At 58.4% G+C, this 18,295-nt stretch carries 13 protein-coding genes and 2 pseudogenes; 6 read left to right on the top strand and 9 right to left on the bottom strand.

Annotation, left to right across the window (positions count from 1 at the left end; genetic code table 11):
- Window positions 1-821 precede the first annotated feature (821 nt).
- Genes ACZYSM_RS26695 through ACZYSM_RS26685 form a run of 3 tightly spaced genes read right to left on the bottom strand, consistent with a single transcriptional unit; the run spans window position 822 to window position 4,522 of the window.
- Window positions 822-2,084 carry an NAD(P)/FAD-dependent oxidoreductase gene (locus ACZYSM_RS26695; RefSeq protein WP_489076266.1) on the bottom strand — a complete coding sequence of 421 codons (1,263 nt, stop codon included), beginning with the start codon at window positions 2,082-2,084 and terminating at the stop codon, window positions 822-824.
- Window positions 2,081-3,169, bottom strand: a complete 1,089-nt coding sequence (locus ACZYSM_RS26690; RefSeq protein ID WP_489076264.1) for a polyamine ABC transporter substrate-binding protein — start codon at window positions 3,167-3,169, stop codon at window positions 2,081-2,083. The genes ACZYSM_RS26695 and ACZYSM_RS26690 overlap by 4 nt, the downstream gene beginning before the upstream one ends.
- Window positions 3,170-3,220: 51 nt before the next feature.
- On the bottom strand, window positions 3,221-4,522 hold the full coding sequence (locus tag ACZYSM_RS26685; protein ID WP_489076262.1) for an NAD(P)/FAD-dependent oxidoreductase: 1,302 nt from the start codon (window positions 4,520-4,522) through the stop codon (window positions 3,221-3,223).
- Window positions 4,523-4,657: 135 nt separating this feature from the next.
- Between ACZYSM_RS26685 and ACZYSM_RS26680 the strand changes: the two genes are divergently transcribed.
- Both ACZYSM_RS26680 and ACZYSM_RS26675 read left to right on the top strand, forming a co-directional pair.
- Complete coding sequence (locus ACZYSM_RS26680) at window positions 4,658-5,578, top strand: LysR substrate-binding domain-containing protein (protein ID WP_489076260.1); 921 nt, start codon at window positions 4,658-4,660, stop codon at window positions 5,576-5,578.
- Between the two features lie 735 nt (window positions 5,579-6,313).
- Window positions 6,314-6,805, top strand: a complete 492-nt coding sequence (locus ACZYSM_RS26675; protein WP_489076258.1) for a Spy/CpxP family protein refolding chaperone — start codon at window positions 6,314-6,316, stop codon at window positions 6,803-6,805.
- A 168-nt stretch (window positions 6,806-6,973) separates the two neighbouring features.
- Here the strand turns inward: ACZYSM_RS26675 and ACZYSM_RS26670 are convergent.
- From ACZYSM_RS26670 to ACZYSM_RS26650, 5 genes and pseudogenes are all read right to left on the bottom strand, one after another.
- A pseudogene (locus ACZYSM_RS26670) lies at window positions 6,974-7,815 on the bottom strand (AbrB family transcriptional regulator).
- 211 nt (window positions 7,816-8,026) lie between these two features.
- Complete coding sequence (locus ACZYSM_RS26665) at window positions 8,027-8,443, bottom strand: DUF1801 domain-containing protein (protein ID WP_489076256.1); 417 nt, start codon at window positions 8,441-8,443, stop codon at window positions 8,027-8,029.
- Window positions 8,428-9,339 (bottom strand): pyridoxal-phosphate dependent enzyme, encoded by a 912-nt coding sequence (locus ACZYSM_RS26660; RefSeq protein ID WP_489076270.1) that lies wholly within the window; start codon window positions 9,337-9,339, stop codon window positions 8,428-8,430. Before ACZYSM_RS26660 ends, ACZYSM_RS26665 begins: the two co-directional genes overlap by 16 nt.
- A 241-nt stretch (window positions 9,340-9,580) precedes the next feature.
- The gene (locus tag ACZYSM_RS26655) at window positions 9,581-10,369 is read right to left on the bottom strand and encodes an ABC transporter substrate-binding protein (RefSeq protein WP_489076254.1); all 789 of its coding nucleotides are present in this window, start codon (window positions 10,367-10,369) and stop codon (window positions 9,581-9,583) included.
- 81 nt (window positions 10,370-10,450) lie between these two features.
- Complete coding sequence (locus tag ACZYSM_RS26650; RefSeq protein WP_489076252.1) at window positions 10,451-11,620, bottom strand: M20 aminoacylase family protein; 1,170 nt, start codon at window positions 11,618-11,620, stop codon at window positions 10,451-10,453.
- Window positions 11,621-11,773: 153 nt separating this feature from the next.
- Between ACZYSM_RS26650 and ACZYSM_RS26645 the strand changes: the two genes are divergently transcribed.
- From ACZYSM_RS26645 to ACZYSM_RS26635, 3 genes are all read left to right on the top strand, one after another.
- Window positions 11,774-12,727 carry a LysR substrate-binding domain-containing protein gene (locus ACZYSM_RS26645; RefSeq protein WP_489076250.1) on the top strand — a complete coding sequence of 318 codons (954 nt, stop codon included), beginning with the start codon at window positions 11,774-11,776 and terminating at the stop codon, window positions 12,725-12,727.
- Between the two features lie 405 nt (window positions 12,728-13,132).
- Window positions 13,133-14,179 (top strand): class I SAM-dependent methyltransferase, encoded by a 1,047-nt coding sequence (locus ACZYSM_RS26640; RefSeq protein WP_489076248.1) that lies wholly within the window; start codon window positions 13,133-13,135, stop codon window positions 14,177-14,179.
- Between the two features lie 183 nt (window positions 14,180-14,362).
- Window positions 14,363-15,895, top strand: a complete 1,533-nt coding sequence (locus ACZYSM_RS26635) for a nucleobase:cation symporter-2 family protein (RefSeq protein ID WP_489076246.1) — start codon at window positions 14,363-14,365, stop codon at window positions 15,893-15,895.
- 152 nt (window positions 15,896-16,047) lie between these two features.
- Here the strand turns inward: ACZYSM_RS26635 and ACZYSM_RS26630 are convergent.
- A pseudogene (locus ACZYSM_RS26630) lies at window positions 16,048-17,121 on the bottom strand (MFS transporter); the annotation flags it as partial.
- Window positions 17,122-17,425: 304 nt separating this feature from the next.
- On the opposite strand from ACZYSM_RS26630, the gene ACZYSM_RS26625 reads away from it, so the two are divergent.
- The gene (locus ACZYSM_RS26625) at window positions 17,426-18,286 is read left to right on the top strand and encodes a MurR/RpiR family transcriptional regulator (RefSeq protein WP_489076244.1); all 861 of its coding nucleotides are present in this window, start codon (window positions 17,426-17,428) and stop codon (window positions 18,284-18,286) included.
- The last annotated feature ends 9 nt before the right edge of the window (window positions 18,287-18,295 follow it).

Genomic DNA, 18,295 nt, shown 5'->3' with positions numbered 1-18,295 from the left:
GCCAAGCGGTATTTGCAACGGGCGGCGGGATAAATCCGTCTTTAAGGCGGGGTTGACCCGAAAATCAGCAAAATGAGGGCGAAAATCGGCCCTGGAAATGCAAAATAAGGCCGGCAGGTTGAAAAAACCGGCTTGGCAATGGGGGCGGTGCGAACGGGTTAATTGTTCAGCGTCTCCCTAGAGGTGGTTTTCGGTAGAAATCGCTGGAACCAAAAAAGAGGCCGAAGCCTCAATGTCTGTCAGTTAAGCGCTGGATGCCCCCCAAAAGATCGCAGCCTTCGGCAGCTCAGGTTTTGCGCACACTCGTTATTTCAAGGGTGAGTCGGCTCGGCGTAGAAGCTGCCGCAGGCTGCGATCCTGGCAATATTACACTCGCCGAAAGACCCAGGTTTATGTCGAAGTACTGTGCATTTCTATTAACTGACTGGAATTAAGCCGAAGCCTCCCTTTTCACTACCATAAAAAGCGCGCAAAAAAAGCGCCACTCATTGAGTGCAATGCTGTTCAGTTAAGAGAACGCTGCGACCCTGTAGGAGCGAGCTTGCTCGCGATGGATGTTAACGATAACGCGTGTTTACTGGCTAAACGCGGCGCTCCTGAGTCCATCGCGAGCAAGCTCGCTCCTACAATTTCCTTAACTGAACGGTATTACACTCAATGAGTGGCGCTTTTTTGTATTTTGAGCAGGAAACGAGACGGGAATCCACGCTCTTTCTCCTTGAAAGCATCGCCGCATCGTTACTGCCGTCCCCTGATCTTGTTGTCTGTATATGTTTGCGCCTTTACATGCACCCTCGGTGCAGCGCCTGATCAGCCCGGCACTACTTGAACCGCTGCGGCGAAAACGCCCCCAGTGCTACCGCCGGCTGCAGCCCGCTGGCCTGTTCCGCGATCAACTGCCCGGTGATGGCCCCCAAGGTCAAACCTACATGGCCATGGCCGAAGTTGTAGTAGACCTGGGGCAACAGCCGCGACTGACCGAGCACCGGTTTGCTGTCGGGCAGCGACGGGCGAAAACCCATCCAGTGCGATGACGGTTCGTGGTGCAAGGTCAGGAAGCGCCGCGCGCCGTTGGCCAGGTAACGGTAGCGCCGCGGGTCCGGCCGCGCTTCAAGCCCGGCGAATTCCACAGTACCTGCCACCCGCAGCCCCTGGGCCATCGGCGTCATATAGAAGCCCCCTGCCCCCCAGCACACCGGCCGGTTGAGCAACGCTGCGGCCTGTTCGAACAGCACGTGATAGCCGCGCTCGGTGTCCTGGGGGATCTCGTCGCCCAGGGCCTTGGCCAGCGTCCGCGACCAGGCACCGGTGCACAGCACCAGACGTTCGGCATCCAGATGTTCACCGCTGGCCAGTCGCGCCACCACCCGCTCACTGTTGCCGGCACCGCGCTCGATGCCGTGCAATTCACCGCGCTGGAAGCGCCCGCCCAGTTCGATAAAGCGCTGGAACAGCTTCAGACTCAGGGCATAGGGATCGAGGGTGCGACTGACTTCAGGCAGCTCCAGGGCACAGGCAGCGCGGGCATTCAGCGCCGGTTCCAGTGTCCGTAGCTCCGGTCCGTCCACCAGACGCATCGGCACCTCGAAGGCCTGGTGGCAGGCCAACATATCGAGGGCAACCTGGCGCTCGTGACGTTCGAAGATGTACAGCGAGCCGTCATGACGCACCAAATGGTTGGCGCCAGCGTCGTCGAGCAGGGTCGCCCAGGAGCCCATGCAGGGTTTGAACAGGCTGTTCAGGTCGTGGCTGATGGCTTCGACCCGGCGTGGCGTGGAGCAGGCCAAAAAGCGCCATAACCAGGGCGCGATTTTGCCCAAATAGGCCGGTCGCACGGCCAGCGGGCTGTTCGGCCGCAGCAGCATCCCCGCGGCCTTGCGCCAGATACCGGGGGTCGCCACTGGCTCCACGGCGTAGGTAGCAAAGGTGCAAGCGTTGCCAAAAGAGGTGGCGCTGCCCGGCGGCTGGCGATCCAGCAGGGTCACTGACCAGTGCTGACGTTGCAGCCACAGGGCGGTGGCGATGCCCACCACCCCGGCGCCGACCACCAGAGCGTGGCCACGTTTGTGCGGGTGTTGGGTCACGTTCCGCTCTTGATCTGAGTCCATAGACGGCTGCTCAGGCGCATCCCGGCGGGCGACATGGTCTTGATGGGGAACAGGGTATCGAGCACCGATTGCGGCGGGTAGGCCACCGGGTTGTTGCGCAGCTGCGGTTCGATGTACGGCAGCGATGCGGCGTTGCCGTTGGGGTACTGCACGGCGTTGCTGATGTTGGCGATCACCTGCGGGTCCAGCAGGTAGTTCAAGTAGGCGTAGGCGTTATCCAGGTCCGGCGCGCCCTTTGGAATAGCCACCATGTCCACTGCCACGGTGGAACCTTCCTTGGGAATGCTGTAGCCGAGGGTCACCCCATTCTTGGCCTGCTTTGCAGTGGCCATGGCCTGCAGCACATCGCCGCTGAAGCCGATGGCCACGCAGATATTGCCGTTGGCCAGGTCGCTGACGTATTTGGATGAATGGAAATACAGGATCGACGGACGAATGGCCTGCAACGCCTGCTCGGCGCGTTTCAGGTCAGCCGGCTGCTCGCTGTGAGGATCGATACCCAGGGCGTTGAGCGTGATCGGCACCATTTGCGTCGGGTTATCGAGAAAAGCCACGCCGCACTGCTTGAGCTTCTGGATGTTCTCCGGCTTGAACAGCATCTGCCAGGACTGAGTAACGTCGGTATTGCCGAAAATCGCCTTGATCTTGTCGACGTTGTAGCCAATACCCACCGTGACCCACATGTACGGAATCGCGTAGCGGTTGCCCGGGTCGCTGGTTTCCAGCGTCTTCATCAGCTTGGGGTCGAGGTTTTTCCAGTTCGGCAGTTTGCTCTTGTCCAGCGGCTGGATCGCCCCGGCCTGGATCAGCCGCGGCAGGAAGTGGTTGGAGGGGCTGACCACGTCATAACCGCTGCCGCCGGTCATCAGCTTGGCCTCGGTGGTTTCGTTGCTGTCGATTACATCGTAGGTGGTCTTGATCCCGGTCTGACGGGTGAAGTTGGTCAGGGTGTCGGGAGCGATGTAGTCACTCCAGTTGGCGATGCTGACGGAGTCTGCCGCCTGCACCGAACCGGCAGACAACGCCAGGGTTAACAGTGCCGTGGTTGTGCGATTGATCATGGTGCCGACCTCTCTTGTTTTAATATAGTGCAGCGAACCTCGCTGCGGCGGTTAACGTTCGTGTCGGGCGCGCCGGACTTCCCAGCCCATGCGCAGTACCGCACCGATGTCGAATAGTGGCCGGGGTGGCAGGTAGCCGGGCCGGGCCTGGGCCAGGACATCGCGCAGCACCGGGGAGTCGCCGCCAGCGGCCATTTCCGCCAGCAGCCGCCCCCACAGGGTGCCGCGCGCGACCCCGGAGCCATTACAGCCGGACACCCCGTGCAGGCGCTCGGCGATGCGGCTGAAATACGGTTCGCCGGAGCGGGTGGCGCTCAGGTGCCCGGTCCAGGTGTGCTGCACATCCGCCGCGGTGATGCCGGGAAAGCGTTTCTGCAAACCCAGCAGGTGCTGGTGCTGACGCGCCGCAAGGTCGGACCCGTTAAGGTCGCGCTGGCGATATTCGACGGTGTTGCGGATCAACAGGCGGCGGCCTGGCAGCAGGCGCACCGTGGCCCCGCCCGGCAAGGTCGAGAGCACGCCCCAGCCCTGGTCGTCGAAGAGCTTTTGCCAAGGTTCACCGGTCAGGGGCCGAGTGATGCTGGCGCTCAGTTCCAAGGCGAAGGTGCCACTGCGATGCAGGCCGACCCGGGGCAGGAAAGCACCCACGCAGACCAGCACTTGCGCGGCCTCGATTTCACCTTCAGCGGTCCGCGCCCGCCAACCCTTGCCGGCGATCGGTTGCAGGTCGTCGACGCTGCTGTTCTCGTAAACCTCGACCTGGGCCGGCAGTCGGTCCAACAAGCCTTTGACGTACTTGGCCGGCTGCAACAAGCCGTTGCCGCCGCCGCAGTGGATCGCCCGCTGGTAGAAGCGGCTGCCCAATCGCTGCTGCAAGGCTTTGCCCTCCAGGCACGAGGCGCTGGCGCCAGCGGCGTTGAGGGTCGCGACGCACTGCTCGCTGTGATCCAGGTGCTGTGGCTGGTGGACTGCAAAGTGGTAGCCGGCGTCGCTGAGCTCGCACTCGATGCCGAGCTCGGCAATACGCTGGCGCACCTCTTTGCCTGCGGCGACGCCAATGCGCGAAGCAAGCTGATAGGCATCATGGCCGGGCTGGCCGATCAGCTCATTGAGCGCCGGTAATTCATGGCTGACGACAAACCCCGAATTACGCGCCGAAGCCCCTTGGGCCACACGCTGGCGGTCGAGCAGCACGATGCGCTGCTGGGGAAATATCTGCGCCAGGCTGTGGGCGGCTGAGAGGCCAGTAATGCCACCACCGATAATCAGCCAGTCGGTTTTCTGCGAGCCTGTCAGCTTCGGCCGCTGGGGAGATTCACCCGCCAGGGCGATCCAGCCACATACATTGTTCAATGCCTGCCACTCCTTCACAATCCATGCGCTCAGGGCATCTTTGCCATCACCCTTGCCGCGCTACATGTCTACAATTTAAGGAGATCCGCGTCAGGTTACGAACGTTATTAATTCATCCATCTATTCGAGAAACGCATGAATAAACAACTTCGGGTTCCGTCCCTGCATGCCCTGCAGACATTGGTCAATGTGGCGGAGACCAGCAGCTTCACCGACGCTGCAACGCGCCTGCACCTGACCCAAAGCGCGGTGAGTCGGCAGATTCAACAGCTGGAAGAGCATTACGGCGTGCCCTTGTTCGAGCGCACCAGCCGCCGGGTGTCCCTCACCGAGCAGGGCCGGGACGTCTATGACGTGGCGTTGGAAGTGCTCAGGTCATTGAGCGCCCTGCAAGAGCGCCTCGCGCCGGTGCCAATGGACCGACCGTTTCGCATCCGGATCTTTGTGTCCCTGGCGGTGCGTTGGTTGCTGCCTCGGCTCAGCGCGTTTTATGCGGCCAACCCCGGGCTGTGCCTGTCCATCGAAACGGTGGGCTTCGAAGCCATGGAGCCTGACGGCGATTGCGATGCTTACGTGCTGTATTTGCCCAAGGGGCTTGATGAGCGGGCACTGACGCCGCTGTTCGATGAGTACCTGATTCCGGTGTGTGCGCCACTGCTGGAGGGCAACCTGGTGCCGCCCGCGTCACTGGATGAACTGGCCGGACATTCGCTGATTCACGGTTCCACCCGTGGCCAGGAGTGGAGCGCCTGGCTGCAGGCCCAGCCCGATCAGACACCGCGCACTTACAAGCACATCCTGTTCAACCTCGACGACCTGGCGCTCGACGCCGCCGCCCGCGGATTGGGCGTGGCCATGACCGATCGGATCCTGGCCCGGGACGCCATCGCCCGCGGCAGCCTGATCGTACCCTTCGGCGAACCGCTGAAAACCGGCGGCGTCTATGCCCTCTGGCTGCGCGACAGCCCCGCCGCGCACCCGGCCTGCAAGGCGGTCCTGAGCTGGTTCGAATCACAGGCCGAGCACCAGGATTGGCCGGCCGGGCTGGCAGGGTGATAGCGGTCAGTGTGGACCTGCCCCGAAGTAAAAAAGATGCCCCGCTTCATCTAGTGGACGATGGAACCAAGGTGAGGTGGCTGGCGTCAGTATTGAATGAGCCAGTATTTCTCTAATCAAACGCCAGGTTGGCACGCGCACCGAGGTTGGGCGGGTTTGCTACTACTGCCTTCAGTTCAGTGGTTCCATGATTTCAAGAGGCATTACTCATGACTCAGAATTCGCAAATGTCTGTATACCGACGACTGGCAGTGATGCTCGTCGCTGTTACGGTGGCAGCTGCCGCGCTACCGGCACAAGCGCAGCACTACAATCAACGCGAGGGCGACGGCCGGCAGGTTTACCATGGCAACTATCGTGGTGGCCATGAGAGTCATCGTGACTATCGCGGCCGCGGTGACGGAGACTATCGCGGTGGTGGCCGCGGCGATTTGGGGGCGGTACTCGTTGGCGCAGTGTTGGGAGCAGTGGTCGCGGGTGCGGTACAGGCGCCGCCCGCCGTGATTTACCGGGAGCCACCTCCGCCACCGCCACCGCCACCGGGCGGTCAGGTACTACCCCAGGTCGTACTATCCCAACACGTACAATTCCAATGGATACCCTCCACCCGGCTATGGATACCCTCCTCCCGGCTATTAAGCTCCGTCGCCGCATGAAACCCGAGCGACCGCCGCTCACACTGATATATCCCATGCAACGGCCGTCAATTCGACAACTCAATCCGGATATAAAGACATGAAAAACTTCGTACTTAAAGCGGCTATGCCAGCAGCGTTGATGCTGGCATTCCTCACCACTTCGGTCTCGGCACAGACGACGGCAGCGAGCAGTCCTTCACCGTCACAGACGGCTGCCAGTCCTGCCAAAAAGCACGTAGACGTTGTAGAGAAGAGGATCAAAGAACTGCACGCCAAGCTGAAAATCACCGACAAGCAGTCAGCACAATGGGATGCCTATGCGCAAACCATACGCGACAATGCTCACAACGCCGATACAGCCTTTCTGGAGCGTGCGGAGAAGCTCGCATCGTTGAGTGCCGATGACGCGATGGCGTCCTATGCCAAATTAGCCCAATTGCACGCGGACAATATGCAGAAGCTTGCCACTACGTTTAGCGCTCTGTACGGCACGTTTTCCGACGTTCAGAAAAAAAATGCCGACAAGCTGTTCCGCAATGAACAGGATAAACGGGAGGACCGGCAGGAGGCAGCGCACAAATCTCAATGATGTGTAATGACCCTCAACCAAGCGAACCGGCCGCCGCAGGATCGGTTCGCACCGGAACGCGGCGACCAACAGATGCTAAATAAGGACCTGGTTTCCTGAGTCCTCCCTGATAAATCAGTTTATTGAAACAAAACCTCAAGACAACGTGGCCACAGGTGATTTGTCTGATCAGACATTTTCGCGCCAGCGACGCGCCTGAACGATCAAGGCTGGCGCAAAGTGCAACACGACCATCCGCACCAGATGATGAGACAGGATGAACACAACGTTCAGCCCGCCACTGAACGCGACGATGGCGATGGCGATGGTCTCGATGGCGCCAGGCATATACGCCATCCACAACGACAAGGGATCGCTGCCCAGGACCCGCCCGGCCACCCCGGCAAACGCCGCTGCAATCAGCAACATCAGTGCGACGGCAATCAGCCCGGCCCGTCCGTGGCGAACAAACTCCGCCAGGGTGATTTCCTTGAATTTCGATCCAATCAGCACACCGAGGATGACCGCGGCGCAATCGACACTCCATTGCGGCATGTGGAATGCCCGGGAATGCAAAAACTGACCAGCACGGTGATCGACAGCAGTCGGACCAGGTGCACGATGATCACCTTGCTGGACGCACGCTCGGACTCCAGCAAATCGAACACCGCGGCGAGTGCGCCCGGGTAGACGGCCAACAGGGAATCCTTCAGGTTCCATCCCGAGACTCTGAGCAGCCAGAAACCGGCCACGGCGACCTGAGCCGTCAGGCACAACAGCAGAAAGCCCAGGCTGGGCAACATGGCGGCCACCGTCTGGCTGTCCCACGACTCAAACATCAGGCCGGTAGCGATCCCCAACACGATTTGCACGTAGCCAAGGCCGAAGCGCAGCGTGGGAGAAAAACGCAAGTTGCTGACGATCACCGCGGTCGCGAGTATCGAGCCAAGCAACAGGCCATGGGGGACACCGGCATACTGCAGCGCGGTGCCGACCCCAGTGGCAATCAGCAAACACAATAACGTTTTCATAGTTTCTGATGAATATTCCTTTATTCGCGCATTAACCAACGCTTCCATCGAAGCGTCCATTTGGGCCGCGCACGTTTTCCCACTTAACGGCATGAAGCGTCAAGTACGCACATAGACACGTTCCATTTGAAAAATAAGGCTGCTGCTATTTCTGCCTTGATCAGTCATGGAGCTTTAAAAGGTCACATCAATCCAGGTTTCGAAGGACAGCTCATTCAGCCGATTTGGTGCGAGCGGCCGCTCGCACCGATGTGTTGAGAGCCACGGCAGCACGAATGAGCGCCTTCAACGCCTTTTCATCAATCCTGTCGCCCTCATGAACATCAATGGCACGTCTGGTGTTGCCTTCGAGGCTGGAGTTGAAGAGCCCTGAAGGGTCCTCCAACGAGGCGCCCTTGGCGAAGGTCATCTTCACGACATTCTTGTACGTCTCACCGGTGCAGATGATTCCGGCGTGCGACCACACCGGAACGCCCCTCCACTTCCATTCCTCGACCACTTCAGGGTCGGCCTGCTTGATGAGCGTTCGGACCCGAGCGAGCGTCTCGCCCCGCCAATCACTCAGCTCCTTGATTCGCGCATCTATCAGCTGAGAGTTGGAAAGCTCTGGCTTCAAGATTTTTCCCATCCGGCAACGACCTGTGCACTGATGCTGACCCCGCCACAGACGACGATAACCACATCATGGGCACCGGCAATCGCCGGATGATCCAGATACGCGACGGCAAGAGAAACGCCGCATGCAGGTTCCACTAATTGGCGCATGTCATCGGCAAACCGAACGACGCCCATTATGGCTTCGGCATCAGTCAGCACGACGCAGGTGTGCTGGAAGCCCTGGATATGCTGAACCGGCCACTGCGCAACTTGCAATGCACCCAGTGAACTGGCAACAGTCTTGATCTCGAGAAGCTTGACGGGGTGTCCGGCCTTGATTGCAGCTGCGAATGACGCTGCGCCCTGGGTTTCACAGGCGATGATCCGGCAATCCATCCGTGCATGGCGTTCCAGGCCGGTCAGAATGCCGGCCAGTAAACCTCCACCGCCAACCGAGGCCACAATCGCGTCTACCTGAGGGCAGTCCTGCAAGATTTCATCAATCATCGTACTGTGCCCCTCCCAAAGCGTTGGGTGGTCGAACGCCGGCACATACTCGGTATCAGGCTCTTTGGCGAGTTCCAGAGCCAGCTGGTTGGCTTCGTCCCAAACCTGACCGTGCACAATCACTTGCGCACCCGTTTTGGCAATTCGCGCCCGAGTGCTTTCAGGGGTTGTTTGCGGCACGATGATGCTTGCTTCCAGACCTAGCGCGGCCGCCGCTACTGCTGTAGCAAACCCGGCATTGCCTCCAGAAGGACAGACGACTTTCTTCTTGCCCTGCTCGGCAGCGAGCGTGCAGAGCAGACCCATGCCGCGCAGCTTGAATGACCCGCTAGGCTGCAGGTTTTCCAGCTTGAGCCAGATTCGCCTGGTGGAGGTCGATAGCCCCGGATGCAAAACCAACGGTGTTCTTATATGAAGCATCACAGGCCTCCCTATAAAAACTGGAAGAATAGAAACCGGATGAATAGAAACTCGGGCGCTTACCACCGCCAGCGACGGTGTGTTCAACCCCGGGCATCGATCATCGACGCAGCGCAGATCGTTGTTCAGGTAGGTATAGGCGCTTTGAAGGACTTCGCATAGACCGGGTTGCACGCCTGAAATCATAACGCCAAAGCAGCGCTGTCCAAGCCACTGCTTTGCTTAAAAGATCAGGTTCGTTTTATTGAGCGCCGTAGATGTCAAAGTCGAAATACTTCTTGTTGATCCGTGCGTAAGTGCCATTGGCCAGGATGGTCGCAAGGGCTTTGTTCAAGTCTTCGCGCAGCACCACATCATCCTTGCGCACGCCGATGCCGTCACCGACGCCAAAGAAATTCGGGTCACTCAGCGTGGCGCCCGCAAACTCGTAGTCCTTACCCACCGGTTTATTCAGAAACCCATAGCTGGCTTGAATGGAGCCTTGCAGAGAAGCATCGAGGCGCCCCACAACCAGGTCGGCGTAAACCTGATCCTGAGTTTGATAAGAGAGAATATCGACCCCCTTCGAGCCCCAAACGGCTTTCGCAAAAGCTTCCTGGGTAGAGCCCTGCTCCACACCTATGCGTTTGCCTTTCAGCGATTCGAGCGTTGGCAACAGCTCCGATCCGCGTTTGACGACCAAGCGTGCCGGAGCGTTGGAAACCTTGTCGGTAAACGCGATCTGCTCCATGCGTTTTGGGGTAATGGTCATCGACGATGCAATGGCGTCGAACTTGCGGGCCAGCAGCCCTGGAATCATCCCGTCCCAGCTGCTTTCAACCCAGATGCATTGAGCGTGCAGCTCTTCGCAGAGCGCTTCGGTGATGTCGATACCGAAGCCGGTCAACTTGCCATCCTGAGTTTTGTATTCCAAAGGTGGGTATGTCGGATCAGCGCCCAGCCTCAATACTTTGCCAGACCAATCGGCCGCCCCGGCCATGCTGGATGCCGTCAAGAAAACCAGTGAAACAGCAGCGATCATTTTATTCATTATTGTTTTTCCTCTATAGGCCCGTAGAGCCCGGTTGCTGACGACTGTTGTACAGATGTTGACGCTTGAAAAGGTGTTGCTTCAACTCAGAAAACGCTCAGCCAATTTGACCCAGTAACTCGCACCCATCGGCAGGCAGTCATCATTGAAGTCGTAACCGGGGTTATGCAGCAGACAACCGCTGTCCCCTTGGCCATTGCCGATCACTAGATAGCTCCCAGGACATTTTTCCAGAATAAAGGCAAAGTCCTCACTGGCGGTGAATGGCCGCAAGTCGTTGATCAGGTGCCCTTCTCCCAACCAGTCTCGGGCGACCTCACGGGCGAACGCGGTTTCGTCGGGGTGATTGATCAACACCGGATGGCAATGCTGATAGTCAATGTGAGCCTGCGCGCCGTAGCTGGCCGCTTGGCCCTTTGCCAGCTCGGTAATTCTGACCTCAAGTAACTGGCGAATTTCCGGGGTCAGTGCTCGCACGCTCAAACTCATTTCGGCAGAAGACGGAATGACGTTCGAGGCGGTCCCGGAATGAATGGAGCCCACCGTGATGATGGCCACTTCCTGAGGATTGACGTTGCGCGACACAATGCTTTGCAGGGCCATTACGATCGACGAGCAAACGACCACCGGATCGACCGCCTTGTGGGGTACCGCACCATGGCCACCGTTGCCGATGATCTTGATCGTCACGGTGTCGGCAGAAGCCATAAAGGGTCCACTGTAGAATCCAAAGTGCCCTGCTGGGTAGCCCGGTATGTTGTGCATGGCAAAGATGGCGTCACACGGGAATCGCTCGAGCAGGCCATCTTCAAGCATCTTTCTGGCACCACCCAGCCCTTCTTCAGCAGGCTGAAAAACAAGATGAAGAGTGCCCTTGAAAGCACGGGTTTGCGCAAGGTATTTACCTGCCGCAAGCAAGGTTGCGGTATGACCATCGTGGCCGCAGGCATGCATGACGCCATCGATACGACTGGCATAGGGCAAACCAGTGGCTTCCTGTATCGGCAGCGCATCCATATCGGCGCGCAATCCAAGGGACCGCCCTTCGCCATTTGTCAGGGTGGCGACCACACCGGTCTTGCCCACCCCTTTGCTGACCTGGAACCCCCACTCTGTCAGACGTTGTGCAACAAGCTCGCTGGTGGTGAACTCTTCAAATCCCAATTCTGGGTGAGCGTGGATACTGCGACGCAGGGCGATCATTTCATCCTGCATCTCTGCGATCCCTGGCAGAACGTGGCCGGCATTCATGCGTGTACTCCTCGATAAGATCAACCAGCTGACCTGGTGCCGAATGGCGAGTACCCAAGGCGCTGTTGGGGTCGATCTTAGGGAACAGACTTTATGCTGGGGAGGCTCAGTTTGGTTATGATGACAACCGGTAGTTGTCACTAGAGTGATCAGATGAAACTGCATCAATTACAAGCACTGATTGCCAGCGCCGAGACAGGGAGCATCCGGGCCGCCGCGCGTTCGCTGGACATTTCTCAGGCTGCGGTAACCAAAGCGTTGCGCGAACTGGAAACGACTCAACAGTTGCCGCTGTTCATCAGAACGCCCAGCGGGCTGAATTTCACTGAATATGGAAAGGTGTTGCTGACTCACGCCAGACTCGTGCTCAAGCAACTCGAACATGCACAGATAGAGCTTGATCACATGCGTGGTAAAGCCCAGGGGCGACTCTGTGTCGGGATAACGCCATGGATCGCGTTAACTTTCTTGCCCGACGTGGTATTGGTATTTCGAGAGAGAATGCCGGAAGTCAAACTGGAGCTGTTCGAGAGCCTGATGGCGGTTGCCCAGCCTCTCCTGCGTGATGGCAGCATGGACTTTGCGATCGGCCAGCTTCACCCTTCCCAAGCGACCCAGGAGTTTGCCTGCGAAACGTTGCTCGACTACCAGACGTCAGTTCTGGTCCGCCAAGGCCATGCACGACAAGGGGTTCGATCAATCCATGATCTGCTCGACCAGAACTGGACATTGAACTATGCGCCGGACGGACACGACGCGCTCATGCAGGAAATCTTCTGGAAACATGGCGCGCACATCGATGAGACGCGCATCGTTCGAGCACACTCACTGGCGATATTACAGATGATGGTCGAGCGAGCCGACATGTGTACCTGGGGCCCCTCCATTTTGAGCATCGCCCCCCCTTTTCTAGGTCGAGTGGTTTCCTTGTCGTTGAGCGAACAGTTCGAACCCAGACAACTGAGCATCGTCACCCGCCGAAATGGCGCGCTCAGCAATGCGGCGAACTGTTTTACCGATTGCCTGTTAGACGTCATTCGACGCCATGCGCGCTCAGCAAAAAAGGAAGACCGACAACTCTTTGAAACGTTGCGTCTGCTGGTGTGAGAAGGCCCACCTCCCGTGCTCTGAAGCCTGCGTCGAAGACCGATCGACAGCGCACCGCTTGACCGCGTACTACACTGAAATATTCCCCTACACGGGGAAAATGCCATGCCCGAGCCCCCGATCGAGCGTGTAAACATTCGTGCCGACATGCTTTTGGCTCAGGAGCTCATGGCTACTCGCAAGGGTCCTATAAGGGACTGATCGCACAGCGGCATCACACAGGACGACACTTTGCGTCCACATCATCCCGAACAGGCAGTGTGTTCGGGAGCTCGCGCAGCAGACAGCTTCCCGACACCTTGCGTCTGCGCTGTCGTCCTGGTCATCCATCCGACCACCGCCGAGCCGGTTGCTGCCTCGACAAGCAACGCCCGTTAACGGTGGCCCTTTACAGGAGGACACGTAATGGACGAGGCCAAACTCAATGACTTCATGGGCAAGCTGGTTACCGATATGGGTGGCGCGGCGATGCTCGCGAATATGATCCTCGGCGAAGAACTCGGTCTGTACAAGGCAATGGCCGACAGCCAACCCGTCACCCCCGAAGTACTCGCCAGCAAAACCGGCTGCAACGCTCGCCTGCTCCGTGAATGGCTCAGCGCCCACGCGGCATCCGGCTACATGGAGCACATCAACGGGCAGTTCCGTCTTCCCGAGGAGCAAGCCCTGGCATTGGCGATAGAGGATTCCCCGGTCTATGTGGCGGGCGGTGCCGTGGTGGTCGCGGCGTTGTTCCATGACAAGGACAAACTGGTCGCCGCCATGCGCGGCAATGGTGCCCTTTCCTGGGGCGATCACCATCCGTGCATGTTCAGCGGTACGGAGCGCTTCTTCAGGCCTGGCTATCGGGCGCACTTGGTAGCCGAGTGGCTACCGGCCCTGGAGGGGGTGGTCGACAAGTTGAAATCCGGCGCCAAGGTGGCAGATGTCGGCTGCGGGCATGGCGCATCCACAGTGATCATGGCGCAGGCCTTCCCGGCGTCACGTTTTGTGGGCTTCGACTTCCACGCGCCATCCATCACCACCGCGAAGCAGCGTGCGGAGGAAGGCGGCGTGACGGGTCGCGCAAGCTTCGTCCAGGGCACAGCCAAGAACTACCCTGGTAACGATTACGACCTGATCTGCTACTTCGATTGCCTTCACGATATGGGCGACCCGGTAGGCGCTGCCCAGCATGCCTACCAGTCCCTCAAACCGGACGGAACAGTTCTGCTGGTAGAGCCTTATGCCAACGACACACTCGACGAGAACATTAATCCGGTGGGACGGCTGTTCTACGCCGCGTCGACCTTCATCTGCACACCCAACTCGCTGTCTCAGGAGGTCGGCCTTGGTTTGGGTGCACAAGCTGGAGAGAAGCGCCTGCGTGATGTCTTCACCGAGGCCGGGTTCAAGCATTTCCGCCGGGCCGCGGAAACGCCGTTCAACCTGATCCTCGAGGCACGCAAGTAATTGATCCACACCTTCGGCATGGCGCTGACAGCGGTTGGTGCCATGGCGAGGTGCAAACCATCGGCTCGCACCTGAAGCCACCTGCCAGATGCTTCAAATAAAATCTTGTATACAATCCATTGGACAAGACTTTGTTTTATTGAATACAGTGTCGCCAACAATAAAAACAGAGAACCCTTCACCATGAAAACGCCTCTTGTTTCACAACAACGGCCTGAGGATGAAAATCTCGGGATCGGCGCGAATATGGCTTATGGCCTTCAGCACGTGTTGACCATGTACGGCGGTATCGTCGCGGTGCCGCTGATCATCGGCCAGGCGGCTGGGCTTTCTCCCGCGGACATCGGCCTGTTGATCGCCGCGTCACTGTTCGCGGGGGGCCTGGCGACATTGTTGCAGACCCTCGGCTTGCCGTTTTTCGGGTGTCAGCTGCCGCTGGTGCAGGGCGTTTCCTTCTCTGGTGTCGCGACCATGGTGGCCATTGTCAGCAGCGACGGCAGTGGGGGTTTTCAGTCGATATTGGGTGCCGTCATCGCAGCGTCGTTGATCGGGTTATTGATCACACCGGTGTTCTCCAGGATCACCAAGTTCTTTCCGCCGTTGGTGACGGGCATTGTGATCACCACGATCGGCCTGACACTGATGCCGGTTGCGGCCCGCTGGGCGATGGGCGGCAACAGCCATGCAGCAGACTTCGGCAGCATGTCGAACATCGGTCTGGCTGCGGTCACCTTGGTACTGGTGTTATTGCTGAGCAAAATTGGCAGTGCGACGATTTCGCGATTGTCGATTCTGTTGGCCATGGTCATTGGCACTGTCATCGCGGTTTTCCTGGGCATGGCTGACTTCTCCACGGTCAGTCAGGGGCCGATGTTCGGCTTCCCGACCCCCTTCCATTTCGGTGTGCCGACCTTTCACGTCGCAGCGATCATTTCGATGTGCATCGTGATCATGGTGACGCTGGTCGAAACCTCCGCAGACATCCTGGCGGTCGGTGAAATCATCAACACCAAGGTCGACTCCAAGCGTCTGGGCAACGGCCTGCGCGCCGACATGCTGTCGAGCATGATCGCGCCGATCTTCGGCTCCTTTACCCAGAGTGCTTTTGCGCAGAACGTTGGGCTGGTCGCGGTTACCGGGGTCAAGAGCCGTTACGTGGTAGCCACCGGCGGGTTGTTTCTGGTGATTCTCGGCCTGCTGCCAGTGATGGGTCGGGTGATCGCTGCGGTACCGACTTCCGTGCTCGGCGGTGCCGGTATCGTCCTGTTTGGCACCGTGGCTGCGAGCGGTATCCGCACGTTGTCCAAGGTCGACTATCGCAACAACATGAACCTGATCATTGTCGCCACCTCCATCGGTTTCGGCATGATTCCCATCGCGGCACCAAACTTCTACGACCACTTCCCAACCTGGTTTGCCACGATCTTCCATTCCGGCATCAGTTCGTCGGCAATCATGGCGATTGTGCTGAACCTGACGTTCAACCACTTCACCGCCGGCAACTCGGATCAACAGTCAGTATTCGTCGCCGGCTCCGAGCGTATTCTGCGCGTCAAGGATGTCACGGCGCTGCGTGAAGGCGATTATTTCAGCGGCGGCAAGCTCTTCGACACCGAAGGCAAGGAGATTGCGCTGGTGACCGAAGCGGTAGAGGCACATCACTCTCATCACCCAAGCGATGCGAAAGCGACGAGTACCCGTGTCAGTAGTGTCTAGGACTGACTGAACGTCAGACGCAAGACCTGTGGCGGTCGCGGGGGCAAGGCCAGGCACGCCCCCGCGACCGCCACAGTTGATCACCAGGCTATGGATTATTGCTCATCGCCGTGCCCATGTGATCGGTCGTTTTAACTAACCCGTTTCGAGGTTCAGGATCCTGAGTCAGTCGCCCGAATTCCCGAGCCTGCCGGAGCCGATTTGCTGACAGCTGATGAGTCGCCTATCGGCTCTTTCAACAACAGGAAATAGGCCAGAGCAGAAAACACTGCCACCACGGCACTGATCATGAAGGCCGTGGAGAAGGATCCGGAGTACTGGATACTGAACCCGGTCACGATCGGCGCAATGGAACCGGCGATGTAGCCGCCAAAGTTCTGAATCGAACCGAAGGATGCCACGCGCGGTGTGGCGACGATGGTGTTGACGATCATCCAGGCCGTGGCGCTGGCCATGTTGATGCTGAACAGCGCCAGGCACAGCAGAATGATGCAACTCGTCAGGCCGCTGACAAACGACAGCGGCACGGTGAACGCCGCCGCCATTAACAAACCGGTGACCACGGTAAACTTGCGGCTTCCCAGAATTCCCAGACCACGCTTGACCAACAGGTCGCAGACCCGCCCTGCGAGGATCGTACCGAAGGCGCCAAACAGGTACGCCAGGGAAACGACCCAGGCAGTCTTGTACAGATCAAGCCCGTGTTCACGCTCAAAATAACCCGGCAACCAGGTCAGGTGCAGCCAGAGCATGTAGATCACGCCCATGAAGCCAAGGACAGCGCCCCAGGTGCTGCGATGCTTGAACAGATCGAGCCAGTCGGCAAAAAACGACCCCTTGGGCGCCGAAGCCCCGGTAGCCGTTACCGACGCTTTTTTCAGTGCCGGCGGTAACTCGCCGCTGTCCGCAAGCTGTGCCAGGTATTGCGCCTTGCTCTTGTAGAAGGCAAACCAGCACAGCGCCAACACCAGACCGATGACCCCAGTGATGATGAACATCCCGCGCCAGCCGAAGTTGACCATAAACAGCGTCAGCAACGGTGGCGCCAGGCATGGGCCGACGCACGTGGATGACCAGACAATACCGGTGGGTGTGCCTCGTTCCTCTGCCTCGAACCACTCCGACAGCGCCTTGGCCGCCGAAGGAAACATCGGCGCTTCGCCCACACCCAACATGACCCGCAACCCGATAAAAGTGCCGAAACTGTTGACCAGTCCCGACATCGATTCGCCAACCGTTCTGCTCCAGTTCCTGTACTCGCTTTCTGAACAAAATCTGGAGCGCATCAGATTTTAACGAAACCTCCTGCCGCCATGAGTCGGGCACTCGCTCCGGACGTACATTTCTGAGCACCACGGTTACGATCAAGACACTCCTTTTGTCTCTGACCAGCCCAATCAGCTAGCCCCTTTCGACACCGCACAAAATCGCCTAAAAAGACATTGCGTTACTTTGAAAGCGGGTGTTATGTTTATAACACTAGACGCAACAATGACAAAATAATAACAAATCTGGTACTGGTGCGCTGATATGCCTATCGAAAAAAACAGCTTTCTTCAGTTACTGGAACAACAGTTCTCAAGCCTGACTCCCACTGGCAAACGCATCGCCAGCTATCTGCTGGGTAACCCAGAACAGCTTCCGTTCGAGTCGGCTGACAGCATTGCGCAGCAAGCCTCAACAACCGGAATTTCTGTAGGGAGGTTTTTGCGATCTCTCGGTTATCAGAACATTGATGAGGTGAAACAGAGTCTGCGAGGCGACACGCCGACGTCATGGCTGATCACCGACCGCATTGCGGCCTTTCGCGTAGAAGCCAATCAGGAGGACGCTCTCGACCGCTCAATGAATCGCGAAATCGAGGCTATCCAGCACGTCTATGGTCTGGCGCGCAGCGATGTTTTTGCCAATATCGTGCAACGCATCCATGAAGCCGACGCGGTGTTCATTCTCGGGATTCAATCAACTCGTGGGATTCTCACCGCGTTTCATAGCCACCTTGAATATATTCGCCCTAAGGTCTACTACGTCGACGGTCTGTCTGGTATCTACGCAGAAACCCTGAACTCCGGCTTCGCCAATCCTTACGCAATAATTTCGGATTTCCGCGCTTATTCCAGCGTGACCCAAACCTTCTGCGACGCGGCGGTAGACAACGACCTGCCACTGGCCCTGATCACCGACTTGCAATGCCCTTGGGCACGGGACTATCCGCTGGATCTTTTGCAGTTGAAAACCGATGTCGGGCAGTTCTGGGACTCCCCTGCACCGCTGGCGTGCCTGTTAAATCTTATCGTCTCAGCCGTCGCAGAAAAATATGGCGACCGTCTCGATGAACGCCTGGCCAAGAACCGTCAATTGCAAAAAGCTTTCGGCCAATTCGAAGGCTGATCCCAATGC

It is taken from the genome of Pseudomonas sp. F220 (assembly GCF_057813935.1).
Note: the sequence above shows the minus strand (reverse complement) of the source record. Positions and strands in the feature narration are given on the sequence as shown.